Source organism: Citrobacter sp. RHBSTW-00986, assembly GCF_013783065.1.
GTDB lineage: Bacteria > Pseudomonadota > Gammaproteobacteria > Enterobacterales > Enterobacteriaceae > Citrobacter > Citrobacter braakii.
In genome coordinates this window covers 295,623-309,180 of record NZ_CP056200.1, presented here as the reverse complement: position 1 = coordinate 309,180, position 13,558 = coordinate 295,623, and the positions used below count along the sequence as shown (strand labels likewise).

The following is a 13,558-nucleotide window of genomic DNA, read 5'->3' as shown; positions in this document are numbered from 1 at the left end:
GCTTATCAGGCCTGGAATTAACTTAGCACAGCTCTAACTGAATATGATGGTCCGCAATAACCTGCATCACGCCAGCTGGCGGCAGCGTGTCGGTATACACCGCATCCACCATGCTGATACTGCCCATATTCACCATCGCGTTACGCCCAAACTTCGAGTGATCCACCACCAGCATCACATGCCGTGAATTCTCAATAATCGCGCGCTTGGTGCGAACTTCGTGATAATCAAACTCCAGCAGGGAGCCATCGCTATCGATACCGCTAATCCCTAAGATGCCGAAGTCCAGGCGGAACTGAGAAATAAAGTCGAGGGTCGCTTCGCCCATAATACCGCCGTCGCGGCTACGCAGTTCGCCACCGGCGAGTATGATGCGAAAATCCTCTTTCGCCATCAGCGTATTCGCCACATTGAGGTTGTTGGTCACAATGCGTAAATTGCTGTGATTGAGCAGCGCGTGAGCCACCGCTTCCGGCGTGGTGCCGATATCAATGAACAACGTAGAACCGTTCGGGATCTGCGTGGCAACTTTGCGGGCAATGCGCTCTTTTTCCGCCGTCTGTGTCGCTTTACGGTCATGCCACGGGGTGTTGACCGAGCTGGAGGGCAGCGCCGCGCCACCGTGATGGCGCAAAATCATGTTCTGATCGGCCAGATCGTTAAGATCGCGGCGAATCGTCTGCGGGCTGACGGAGAAATGCTCCACCAGCTCCTCAGTACTGACGTATCCTTGTTTCTTTACCAGCTCGATGATCGCGTCATGTCGTTGTGTTTGCTTCATTATTGTTCCCTGAAATTACGTTCGTTTTCGTACATTCATAGTATCGGCAAACGCCATTGCCAGACCCACGGCCAGCCCGGCGATATGTGCGCCGTTCGCCATCGACATGCCGAACACATCAAACCAGCCGGCAACAATCCAGATCAAAGCAAAGATAATCAAACCACGCTGCAGGAAAATACCACTTTGTGGATCGCGCTCGCCGCGCAACCACACATAACCCATCAGCGCATATACCACGCCAGACAGCCCACCAAACCACGGGCCGCTAAATTTCTGCTGAACGTAGCCGCTTAGCAGGGCGCTGATCACGGTAATTACAATCAGTTTTCCGCTGCCCAGACGCTTTTCTACCGCACCACCGAGATACCACCACCACAGCAGGTTGAACAGAATATGCATCAGCGAGAAGTGCATAAAAGCGTGGGTGAAATAACGCCAGAATTCAAATTTCAGCGAAGGGTCAAACGGCCATGCCAGCCAGAGCATCACGGTCTGGTCGCCCAGCGTGTTCATCGCGATAAAGATCAGCACACACGCGGCCATCACCACCCAGGTTACCGGGCCTGCGCGTTCGCGCAATGTGGCCAGGAACGGATAACGCTGGTAGCGCAGACCGCTGTCGGTATGACCCGACTGCCAGCTTGCCGCGAGGTAACGCGGATCGCCTGGATTCTCCAGAAACCGCGCCAGCTCAGCATGCACGCGCTCAGCCTGGGACTCATCCGCCAGCCAGACATCCGTTTGCTGATGTTGTTGAATCGTCAGGATAACGCCCTGTGTCGCCATATAATCAACAAATGCCTGCGCCACGCGGGGGTTAGCAAAAGAGGTAATCATCAACATGGTTGCTGTCGCTTATTCCACACAAAAGAGGACAGTATATATACCCTTCTTACTTCGAGCTGCATCTTTGTTGGCTTTCCTCACTCACTCCGGTCACGTACTGTTCGTACGCTCCCGGAGATTCGCTGCGTCGCCGTCGCGATGCAACTCGAATTAATTTGGGTATAGTCTTACGAACCGTATGCCACTTCTGCCGGAAAATGTCGATGCCAGGCGTCGAAGCCGCCGTCAACACTGTAAACCGCGTCATAGCCCTGCTGAAGAAGATATTGCGCCGCGCCTTTACTGCTGTTGCCGTGATAACACATTACTAACACGGCGGTGTCGAAATCATGCTCGCGCATAAATGACCCCAGCGTGTCGTTCGTCAGATGAAACGCCTGTGGAGCGTGACCCATCGCATAGCTTTGCGGGTCGCGGATATCCACTAACACCGCGGTCCCCTGGTGCAGCTTCTGATGCGCTTCTTCGACATTAATACATTCAAACTGATCCATTGCTCTCTCTTCTTTATATTGCAGGTGACGCTTTTCAGACATGTTACTTCTTAGTGTACGTCCCGACGGCAGTTAAACGCCATAATGTTATATGTATCACTGTAAATTGTTTATCCGATGTTACCAATGGCGCGATTCTTTGCTATTATGCTCGATAACGAACATTAATGAGCTATAACGAAAGTGCGAGAGGCCAGCATGGAAACCAAAGATCTGATTGTGATAGGTGGAGGCATCAACGGTGCCGGTATCGCGGCAGATGCCGCTGGACGCGGTTTATCCGTGCTGATGCTGGAAGCGCAGGATTTAGCCTGCGCCACCTCTTCCGCTAGCTCCAAACTCATCCACGGTGGCCTGCGCTACCTGGAACACTACGAATTTCGCCTGGTGAGCGAAGCGCTGGCCGAACGTGAGGTGTTGTTGAAAATGGCACCGCATATCGCCTTCCCGATGCGCTTTCGTCTGCCCCATCGCCCGCACCTGCGTCCAGCGTGGATGATCCGCATTGGTCTGTTTATGTACGATCATCTGGGCAAACGCACCAGTTTGCCGAGTTCGACCGGTTTGCGTTTTGGCGCAGATTCCGTAATGAAACCTGAGATTGTGCGCGGTTTCGAATATTCCGACTGCTGGGTAGACGATGCGCGACTGGTTTTGGCAAACGCCCAAATGGTCGTACGCAAAGGCGGAGAGGTGTTAACCCGCACTCGCGCTACCTCCGCTCGCCGTGAAAACGGTTTGTGGATTGTTGAAGCTGAAGATATCGATACCGGTAAAAAGCACACCTGGCAGGCGCGTGGTCTGGTCAATGCCACCGGCCCATGGGTGAAAGAGTTCTTCGACGACGGCATGCATCTGCCATCGCCGTACGGTATTCGTCTGATTAAAGGCAGCCACATCGTGGTGCCGCGCGTCCATACCCAGAAGCAAGCTTATATTCTGCAAAACGAAGATAAACGTATTGTGTTTGTCATCCCATGGATGGACGAATTCTCGATCATCGGGACGACTGACGTCGAATACAAAGGCGATCCGAAAGCGGTAAAAATTGATGAGAGTGAAATCAATTACCTGCTGAAGGTCTACAACGCGCACTTTAAGAAACAGCTGGGCCGTGACGATATCGTCTGGACCTACTCGGGCGTACGTCCGCTGTGCGATGACGAGTCCGACTCGCCGCAGGCTATCACCCGTGATTACACGCTGGATATCCACGACGAAAACGGCAAAGCGCCGCTGCTGTCGGTCTTTGGTGGTAAGCTGACGACCTATCGTAAGCTGGCCGAACACGCGATGGAAAAACTGGCGTCGTACTATCAGGGAATCGGTCCGGCGTGGACAAAAGAGTGCATTCTGCCAGGCGGTGACATCGGCGGCGATCGTGAAGATTACGCGGCCAAACTGCGCCGTCGCTACCCGTTCCTGACCGAGTCGCTGGCGCGCCATTATTCGCGCACCTACGGCAGTAACACCGAATGGATTATCGGGGAAGCCACCTCGCTTGCTGAGTTAGGTGAAGACTTCGGTCATGAGTTCTATGAGGCCGAGCTGAAATATCTGGTCGATCACGAATGGGTGCGCCGTGCGGAAGATGCGCTGTGGCGTCGCACGAAAGAAGGTATGTGGCTGAACGCTGAACAGCAGTCGCGCATGACCCAGTGGCTGGCGGAGTACATTGAGAAACAGCAGCTGTCGCTGGCGTCTTAAGACACTCGATATAAAACTGTAGGCCCGGTAAGCGTCAGCGCTACCGGGCCTTTTGCCGGATGGCGGCTAACGCCTTACCCGGCCTACAGATAGTCCTGCCCTTGTTACAACCGCACCGAGTCGATATGCCAGATGTTTTCGGCGTACTCTTTGATCGTCCTGTCCGACGAGAAGTAGCCCATGTTGGCGATATTAATCATCGACTTGGTGGTCCACTCTTCCGGGTGGCGATACAGTTCGTCAACCTTATCCTGGCAGTCAACGTAGCTGCGATAATCCGCCAGAACCTGATAGTGGTCGCCAAAGTTGATCAGCGAGTCAACCAGGTCACGATAGCGCCCCGGCTCCTCAGGGCTGAATACACCGCTGCCAATCTGCGTCAGCACCTGGTGCAGCTCTTCGTCTTTCTCGTAATACTCACGCGGCTTGTAGCCCTGGCTGCGTAAGGCTTCGACCTCTTCCGCCGTATTACCAAAGATAAAGATATTTTCTGCGCCCACATGCTCCAGCATCTCGACGTTGGCACCGTCCAGCGTCCCAATGGTCAGCGCGCCGTTGAGGGCAAACTTCATATTACTGGTACCAGAGGCTTCGGTCCCGGCCAGCGAAATCTGCTCAGACAGGTCGGCAGCAGGAATAATCACCTGCGCCAGGCTGACGCTGTAGTTAGGAATAAACACCACTTTCAGCTTGTCACCAATTTGCGGATCGTTGTTGATCACTTTCGCGACATCGTTGATCAGGTGAATGATGTGCTTCGCCATATAATAGGCCGAAGCCGCTTTACCGGCGAAGATATTCACGCGCGGCACCCACTCGGCGTCAGGATCGGCCTTAATGCGGTTGTAGCGGGTGATCACATGCAGCACGTTCATCAACTGGCGTTTGTACTCGTGAATACGCTTGATCTGCACATCAAACAACGATTTCGGGTTCACCACCACGTTAAGCTGCTGGGCAATGAGCGTTGCCAGACGCTTTTTATTCTCCAGCTTCGCACGGCGCACCGCCTGATTTACTAGCGGGTAATCGCAGTGCTGTTCAAGCTCACTTAGCTGGCTGAGATCGGTTCGCCAGGTGCGACCAATGTTCTCATCCAGTACCTCAGAGAGCGATGGGTTAGCCAGCGCCAGCCAGCGGCGCGGCGTCACGCCGTTGGTGACGTTACAGAAGCGAGTCGGGAAAATCTTCGCAAAGTCAGCAAACAGCGACTGTACCATCAGGTTGGAGTGCAGCTCAGAAACGCCGTTAACCTTGTGGCTCACCACCACTGCGAGCCATGCCATACGCACCCGGCGGCCATTGGATTCATCGATAATCGACGTCCGTCCCAGCAGACTGGTATCGTTCGGATACTGTTCCTGCAACGTCTTCAGGAAGTAGTCGTTAATCTCAAAGATGATTTGCAGATGGCGCGGCAGAATTTTGCCCAGCATATCGACAGGCCAGGTCTCCAGCGCTTCGCTCATCAAGGTGTGGTTGGTATACGAGAAGACCTGGCAGCAGACCTCAAACGCATTATCCCAACTGAATTTGTGCTCATCGATCAGTAGACGCATCAGCTCAGGAATCGACAGTACCGGATGGGTGTCGTTGAGGTGAATGGCGATCTTATCTGCCAGGTTGTCGTAGGTTTTGTGCAGCTGATAATGACGGTTCAGGATGTCCTGCACCGTGGAGGAGACCAGGAAATACTCCTGGCGCAAACGCAGCTCGCGTCCGGAATAGGTGGAGTCATCCGGATACAGCACGCGGGAGACGTTCTCGGAGTGGTTTTTATCTTCCACCGCCGCAAAGTAGTCGCCCTGGTTAAATTTACCGAGGTTGATTTCGCTACTGGCCTGGGCATTCCACAAGCGCAGCGTATTGGTGGCGTCTGTGTCATAACCGGGAATAATTTGGTCGTAGGCTACCGCGAGGATCTCTTCAGTTTCTATCCAGCGCGTTTTCTTGCCTTCCTGCTGAATACGCCCGCCAAAACGCACTTTGTAGCGCGTATTGTGGCGTTTGAATTCCCACGGGTTACCGTATTCCAGCCAGTAGTCCGGTGACTCTTTCTGTCGGCCATCAACAATGTTCTGTTTGAACATGCCGTAGTCATAACGAATACCGTAGCCGCGTCCCGGCAGACCCAACGTTGCCAGTGAGTCCAGGAAGCAGGCCGCCAGGCGCCCGAGGCCACCGTTGCCAAGACCAGGGTCGTTTTCTTCATCGATCAGATCTTCAAGATCCAACCCCATACCTTCCAGCGCATTTTTGACATCGTCATAAATACCCAAAGATAACAGTGCATTGGAAAGTGTGCGGCCAATCAGAAACTCCATTGACAGATAATAAACCTGTCGAGTTTCCTGGGATAATTGCGCACGGTTAGAACGCAGCCAGCGCTCCACGAGACGATCGCGCACCGCGAACAACGTGGCGTTCAGCCACTCATGTTTATTGGCAATGACCGGGTCTTTACCAATCGTGAACATCAGCTTGTAGGCGATAGAATGCTTAAGTGCCTCTACGCTGAGTGTGGGCGATGCATAAGTAAATGGAGCATTCATATAGGTGATTCCTGGATATCTATTTCAAACGATAGTAAAGCTCACGGTATGACTTCGCCGCGACTTGCCAGCTAAAATCCATGGTCATGGCCTGACGTTGTACAAACCGCCACAGCGAAGGCCGGGACCACAATACGAAAGCACGCCGGATCGCGCGTAGCAGCGACCAGGCATTACTATCTTCAAATACAAACCCACTGGCGATACCATCCGCCAGGTTTTCCAGCGAACTGTCAGAGACCGTATCAGCCAGCCCACCGGTGCGCCGCACCAGCGGCAGCGTGCCGTACTTCAGTCCATACAACTGCGTTAAGCCACACGGCTCAAAACGGCTGGGGACTAATATAACGTCGGCCCCACCCATGATGCGGTGCGAGAAGGCTTCGTGATAGCCAATCTGTACGCCCACCTGTCCAGGATGTTCCGCCGCCGCGGCGAGGAAACCTTCCTGTAAAACCGGATCGCCCGCACCAAGCAATGCCAGTTGTCCACCCTGCTCTAACAACCCCGGTAGCGCTTCCAGCACCAGATCCAGCCCTTTCTGACTGGTCAGGCGGCTGACTACGGCAAATAACGGCACTTTGTCGTTAACCTTAAGTCCCATCGCGATCTGTAGCTGGCGTTTGTTCTCCGCCTTCTCTTCCAGCGTTTCACGCGTATACCGCGACGCCAGCAGCAGATCGGTTTCCGGGCTCCAGATTTTTTCATCAACGCCGTTCAGCACACCGGAAAGACGTCCTTCACGATGACGCTGCTGCAACAGACCTTCCATGCCGTAGGCAAACTGCGGCTCGGTAATTTCCCGCGCGTAGGTCGGACTGACCGCCGTAATGTGGTCGGCGTAGTACAACCCGGCCTTCAGGAAAGAAATCTGCCCGTTAAACTCCAGTCCGTGCACGTTAAAGAACGACCATGGCAATTGGATGTCATCCATATGCTTTGCATAAAACATGCCTTGATACGCCAGGTTGTGCACGGTGAACACCGATTTCGCCGGATGGCCGCGCGCCGCCAGATACGCCGGGGCCAGACCGGCATGCCAGTCGTGCGCATGCACCACATCCGGGCGCCAGAATGGGTCAAAGCCACAGGCCATTTCACTGCCGACCCAACCCAGCAGCGCAAAACGCAGCACGTTATCGGTATATGCAAACAGGTTAGTGTCGTGATACGGGCTACCGGGACGGTCATAGAGATGCGGCGCGTCAATCAGGTAAATGCCCACACCGTTGAAATGCCCGAACAACAGCGTAATACGTCCGGCGAAGGTATCGCGACGCGTCACTACCTGCGCATCGGGAATGCCGCGACGGATATCAGGAAACGCCGGGAGCAGCACGCGGGCATCCACACCGTCCGCGATTTGCGCTGCGGGTAACGCCCCAATAACATCCGCCAGTCCCCCGGTTTTTAACAAAGGGAACATCTCTGAACAAACGTGTAAAACCTGCATTATCGCTCCTGTTTGATCTGCAGTTTGCGCAGCATTTCACGCGTGACCAGTACAATACCTTCCTCTGAACGGTAGAAACGACGAGCATCCTCTTCCGCGTTTTCACCAATCACCATGCCTTCAGGAATAACGCAGGCGCGGTCGATAATGCAACGACGTAAGCGGCACGAACGTCCCACCCACACTTCAGGTAACAACACTGCCGAATCAATGTTACAGAATGAATTCACCCGCACTCGCGGGAACAGAACGGACTGCACTACCACCGAACCAGAAATAATACAGCCGCCGGAGACCAGCGAGTTCAGCGTCATTCCGTGGCTACCGGAACGGTCCTGAACAAATTTCGCCGGCGGCAGTGATTCCATATGCGTACGGATTGGCCAGTCCTGGTCGTACATATCCAGTTCAGGCGTCACCGAAGCCAGATCGAGGTTTGCTTTCCAGTAGGCTTCCAGCGTTCCCACATCGCGCCAGTACGGCTCGGATTCCGGGTCAGACTGTACGCAGGACAATGGGAATGGATGAGCATATGCCATGCCAGCTTCGGTGATTTTCGGGATGATGTCTTTGCCAAAATCGTGACTGGATTTTTCATCGAGATCATCTTCCGCCAGCAGTTCATACAGATAATCGGCGTCGAAGATGTAGATCCCCATACTGGCAAGCGATTTGGTCGGATCATTAGGCATCGCTGGCGGGTTGGCAGGTTTTTCAACGAACTCGATAATTTTATCGGTGTCGTCCACGTCCATTACGCCAAACGCGCTGGCCTCTTCAATAGGCACTGGCATACAGGCCACCGTGCAACGCGCGCCTTTCTCAACGTGGTCGATCAGCATGCGTGAGTAGTCCTGCTTATAAATATGATCGCCCGCGAGGATCACCACATATTCCGCTTTATAGCGTCGAATGATGTCCAGGTTTTGGGTCACCGCATCCGCCGTACCGCGATACCAGTTTTCACCCTGCATCCTCTGCTGGGCAGGCAGCAGATCGACGAATTCGTTCATCTCTTCGCTAAAGAACGACCAGCCGCGCTGAATATGCTGCACCAGCGTGTGTGACTGGTACTGAGTGATCACGCCGATACGGCGGATCCCGGAATTAAGACAGTTGGATAAGGCAAAATCGATAATGCGGAACTTACCGCCAAAGTGCACGGCAGGCTTGGCACGCTTATTGGTTAAATCTTTCAGGCGAGTACCGCGGCCACCGGCCAGGATCAGGGCAACAGATTTTAATGGCAGCTGGCGCGCCAACATTACACGATCGTTCTTCTCTAAACTTACCATGACTAACTCCTTTTTATCTTCTCTGGAACACACACAGTCCGTGCGCAGGTCCCTGCCAGACCGCCGTAAGCACCGGATTATCCTCTCCGGCAAATGGGGGAATGGCGTGCCATTCCCCTTCAGGTAAAACGATATCTGTCACCTCAAGCGTGGCGTTTATTGCAATCAGGAAACGATCTGAAAGCAGGATTTGCATCTGCCTCGGGCCGTTATGCCACTCATCCGCACTTAAGGGTTGTGCGTACTTATTCAACCAACGAACATTGCCATCGCCCTCTTCCCACCAGCAATCGCCTGTTAATGCAGGTATTTGCCGGCGCAGATGAATCAACGCGGCGGTAAATGTGGTTAGCCCACTGTTTGCCTGCTGCCAGTCCAGCCAGGTTAAGGCGTTATCCTGGCAGTAAGCGTTATTATTACCGTGCTGGCTATGACCATGCTCATCACCCGCCAGCAGCATCGGCGTCCCCTGGGAGAGCAACAGCGTGGTTAACAGCGCATGAATGCTGTCGCGCCGCCGCTCAATCAGGTCCAGCGAGCCACCTAATCCTTCTTTACCATGATTGTCACTGTAGTTATTGCTAGTGCCGTCGCGATTTTCCTCACCATTCGCTTCATTGTGCTTATTTGTGAAGCAAACGCAGTCGCGTAGCGTAAAGCCGTCATGCGCGGTCACCAGATTGACCGTGGCGCTGGGATTGCGGCCCGGGCGTTTAAACACGTCGCTGGATGCGGCAAAACGTCCGGCAAACTCGCCCAACGAGAGATTACGCTGGAGCCAAAAACGTCGCGTCGCATCGCGGAAATGGTCGTTCCACTCGGCAAACGGCGGGGGGAAATTCCCCACCTGATACCCGCCTTCACCAATATCCCACGGTTCCGCAATCAGCTTGGCGCGTGAGAGCAGCGGACAGTTTTGGATCGCGGTAAACAGCGGAGCATCCTGACGAAACTCAGGCGTACGCCCCATGACGGAAGCCAAATCAAAACGAAAACCATCCACATGGCAGGTTTCAACCCAGTAGCGCAGACACTCGCATGCGTATTCCACAACGCCAGGATGGCTCAGATTGATGGTGTTCCCACAACCGGTCCAGTTGTAGTAATCGCCATCATCTCTGATCCAATAATAGCTACGGTTATCAATTCCGCGCAGCGAGAAGACAGGTCCTTCGAGATCCAGCTCGGCGCTGTGGTTTAAAACGATGTCGAGAATGACCTCAATACCCGCTTTATGCAGCGCTTTTACCGCGTCGCGAAACTCATCAAGCGCACTCTCCGGCGAGCTGGCATAGGCCGGATGCAGCGCATACATCGCCACCGGGTTGTAGCCCCAGTAGTTTGACAGGCCCAGTCGCTGAAGCCGCGGTTCGCTGGCGAAATGCGCCACCGGTAACAGCTCCAGTGCGGTAATGCCGAGGCGCTTGAAATAGTCGATCATCACCGGATGACCCAGCGCTTTGTAGGTCCCGCGAATTTCTTCCGGCAGGTCAGGATGCAAATACGTCAGCCCTTTAACATGCGCTTCGTAAATTACGGTATTGCCCCACGGCGTGCGCGGCGGGGCATCATCCTCCCAGTCATAATGGTCGGACACCACCACGCCCTTCAGCGCGATGGCGGCATTATCATGATGATCCGGTTCATTGAGCCCACCGTGCAGCAGTGGGTTATCTTTTAACTCGCCATCCACCCGACGCGCGCAAGGGTCAAGCAGCAGTTTCGCCGGATTAAACCGGTGGCCCTGCTGCGGTTGCCACGGACCATGTACGCGATAGCCATAGCGTAGACCGGGACAGGCGTTGGCCAGATAGCCGTGCCAGACATCGCCGCTACGCCCCGGCAGGTCGTAGCGGAGTTCGCAGCCTTGCTCATCGAATACGCATAATTCAACGCGTTCAGCGTGGGCCGAAAAGAGGGTGAAATTGACGCCATGGCCGTCATACGTTGCACCATGGGGGGTGGCGTTGCCGGTTGCCAGTTGCGTCATTATCCCTCCCGCACCAGCCAGATCGTTGCCAGCGGTGGCAACGTCAGGCTCAGTGAGTGCTGACGACCATGACTGGCGATTTCATCGCTGTGTACCGCGCCGCCGTTACCGGTATTGCTACCGTGATAATGCATCGAATCGGTATTGAGGATCTCGCGCCATTTGCCCGGCTGATTGATACCGAAGCGATAGCCGTGGCGAGGTACTGGCGTAAAGTTGCTGATAACGATGATTTCATTACCGACTTTGTCACGACGAACGAAAGCCAGCACCGAACGTTCTTTGTCATCTACCACCAGCCACTCGAAGCCATAGGCGTCAAAATCAAGCTCGTGCAGCGCTTTGTGATGACGATAGGTAAGGTTCAGATCGCGCACCAAACGCTGTACGGCGTGGTGCCAGTTATCGCCGCCTTCCAGCAGATGCCAGTCGAGGCTGGCGTCATGGTTCCACTCACGCCCCTGAGCAAACTCGTTGCCCATAAACAGCAGTTTCTTGCCCGGGAAGGCCCACATCCAGCCGTAGTAGGCGCGCAGGTTGGCAAACTTCTGCCATGCGTCCCCCGGCATGCGATCGAGAATTGATTTTTTACCGTGTACCACTTCATCGTGCGACAGCGGCAGGACAAAGTTTTCGGTGTAGTTGTACAGCATGCCGAAGGTCAGCTTATCGTGATGGAACTGACGATGAACCGGATCCAATTTCATGTAGTCCAGCGTGTCGTGCATCCAGCCGAGGTTCCACTTATACCAGAACCCTAAACCGCCCATATCCTGTGGCCTTGAAACGCCGGCAAAGTCGGTGGACTCTTCCGCCATGCTCACGGCCCCCGGCACCTGCTCGCCAAGAATACGATTGGTATTGCGTAAAAACTCAATGGCTTCGAGGTTTTCACGACCGCCAAATTCGTTCGGGACCCACTCCCCTTCTTTACGGCTGTAGTCGCGATAAATCATCGACGCCACGGCATCTACGCGCAGCGCATCGATACCAAAACGTTCAATCCAGTACAGGGCATTGCCCACCAGATAGTTACTGACTTCACGGCGACCGTAGTTGTAGATCAGCGTGTTCCAGTCCTGGTGATACCCTTCGCGCGGGTCGCTATGCTCATACAGATTGGTGCCATCAAACTCAGCCAGACCAAAGTCGTCCGACGGGAAATGGCCCGGCACCCAGTCGAGAATGACGTTCAGTCCGGCCTGATGCGCGGCATTCACAAAATAACGGAAATCATCACGCGTCCCGAAACGACGGGTCGGCGCATACATACCGGTAGGTTGGTAGCCCCAGCTACCGTCGAACGGATGCTCATTAATCGGCAACAGTTCGAGATGGGTAAAGCCCATCCACTTGACGTAAGGCACCAGCTGATCCGCCAGTTCGCGGTAGCTCAGCCAGAAGTTGTTATCGGTATGACGACGCCATGAGCCCAGGTGCACTTCATAGATAGAGATCGGCGCATCAAACTGGTTGGCTTTTTTTCGCTCCTCGCTTTGCACCACTTTTTCCGGCAGACCGCAGATAAGCGACGCGGTTTCCGGGCGCATTTGCGCTTCGAAGGCGTAAGGGTCCGCTTTGATTCGCAGCTTACCGTTCGCATCGATCATCTCGTATTTATACAGTTGACCATGCTGCGCGCCGGGGATAAACAGCTCCCAGATACCGCTTTCTTTACGCAGGCGCATCGGGTGGCGACGGCCATCCCAGTAGTTGAACTGCCCAACCACTGACACGCGTTGAGCGTTAGGCGCCCAGACGGAGAAGCGCGTACCGGTTACGCCATCCATGGTATCCGCATGCGCGCCCAGCGTTTCGTAAGGTCGCAGGTGCGTACCTTCAGATAACAGCCAGGCATCCATATCCTGGATCAGCGGGCCAAAACGATAAGGGTCATCAATCAGATTCTCCTGTCCATGCCAGACAACAGCTAACTGATAGCGAAAGAAATTTTTACGGCGGGGAAGTACAGCACAGAAAAAACCGCGAGAGTCGAGGCAGTCCAGCTTGCCGACTTTGCGTCCGGTTTTGGGTTCGATCACCCACACTTCGGTGGCGTCAGGTAATAGGGCGCGGACTTCAAGTCCAGCGTCAGTTTGGTGCATACCGAGTACGGAAAAAGGATCCGCAAAATGGCCTGCAATTAGCGCATTAATCACGTCTCTATCGATACGAACGGACATGGTTGTCATCCTGTTTTATGGTGTCACGCCTTCCAACTGATCTTCGACATCAGGTAGTGACACTTTTTTTGACCTGAACGGCGCAGCACAATTGTGCATCCTCTCTGCGTCGTCCCACCTTCAGGCAACAACTTAATACCTCCGGTACTAAGTCACCCTTAAAGAATAGCCAATGCTTTATCTTACTCCTGGTAAAAAATGAAACATCTGCGCTTACTCCTGTATTACGCAAAAAAATGGGTGACTCAGCACCC

The 13,558-nt window shown here is 54.2% G+C and carries 9 protein-coding genes; 1 reads left to right on the top strand and 8 read right to left on the bottom strand.

The genetic code is table 11. The features are described 5' to 3' along the window. Positions 1 to 22: 22 nt before the first annotated feature. The 3 genes from HV345_RS01445 to glpE form a co-directional block, all read right to left on the bottom strand. On the bottom strand, positions 23 to 781 hold the full coding sequence (locus tag HV345_RS01445; protein WP_003023499.1) for a DeoR/GlpR family transcriptional regulator: 759 nt from the start codon (positions 779 to 781) through the stop codon (positions 23 to 25). Between the two features lie 15 nt (positions 782 to 796). Further along, positions 797 to 1,627 carry a rhomboid family intramembrane serine protease GlpG gene (gene glpG, locus HV345_RS01440; protein WP_131380259.1) on the bottom strand — a complete coding sequence of 277 codons (831 nt, stop codon included), beginning with the start codon at positions 1,625 to 1,627 and terminating at the stop codon, positions 797 to 799. A gap of 170 nt (positions 1,628 to 1,797) precedes the next feature. Continuing rightward, a complete protein-coding gene (gene glpE, locus HV345_RS01435) occupies positions 1,798 to 2,124 on the bottom strand; it encodes a thiosulfate sulfurtransferase GlpE (RefSeq protein WP_016157651.1) in 327 nt (108 codons plus the stop codon). A gap of 198 nt (positions 2,125 to 2,322) precedes the next feature. On the opposite strand from glpE, the gene glpD reads away from it, so the two are divergent. Further along, positions 2,323 to 3,831: a glycerol-3-phosphate dehydrogenase gene (gene glpD / locus HV345_RS01430; RefSeq protein ID WP_016154812.1), complete on the top strand. Its 1,509-nt coding sequence runs from the start codon at positions 2,323 to 2,325 to the stop codon at positions 3,829 to 3,831. Positions 3,832 to 3,935: 104 nt separating this feature from the next. On the opposite strand, the gene glgP is transcribed toward glpD, so the two are convergent. The 5 genes from glgP to glgB are packed head-to-tail and all read right to left on the bottom strand — an operon-like array spanning position 3,936 to position 13,304. After that, a complete protein-coding gene (glgP, locus tag HV345_RS01425) occupies positions 3,936 to 6,383 on the bottom strand; it encodes a glycogen phosphorylase (protein ID WP_016154813.1) in 2,448 nt (815 codons plus the stop codon). A 19-nt stretch (positions 6,384 to 6,402) separates the two neighbouring features. After that, positions 6,403 to 7,836, bottom strand: coding sequence for a glycogen synthase GlgA (gene glgA / locus HV345_RS01420; protein ID WP_016154814.1), 1,434 nt, complete (start codon positions 7,834 to 7,836; stop codon positions 6,403 to 6,405). Beyond that, on the bottom strand, positions 7,836 to 9,131 hold the full coding sequence (gene glgC / locus HV345_RS01415) for a glucose-1-phosphate adenylyltransferase (protein ID WP_016154815.1): 1,296 nt from the start codon (positions 9,129 to 9,131) through the stop codon (positions 7,836 to 7,838). Before glgC ends, glgA begins: the two co-directional genes overlap by 1 nt. 13 nt (positions 9,132 to 9,144) lie before the next feature. After that, positions 9,145 to 11,121, bottom strand: a complete 1,977-nt coding sequence (gene glgX / locus HV345_RS01410; RefSeq protein WP_181636178.1) for a glycogen debranching protein GlgX — start codon at positions 11,119 to 11,121, stop codon at positions 9,145 to 9,147. Next, positions 11,121 to 13,304 carry a 1,4-alpha-glucan branching enzyme gene (gene glgB, locus HV345_RS01405; RefSeq protein WP_181636177.1) on the bottom strand — a complete coding sequence of 728 codons (2,184 nt, stop codon included), beginning with the start codon at positions 13,302 to 13,304 and terminating at the stop codon, positions 11,121 to 11,123. Before glgB ends, glgX begins: the two co-directional genes overlap by 1 nt. Positions 13,305 to 13,558: the final 254 nt, after the last annotated feature.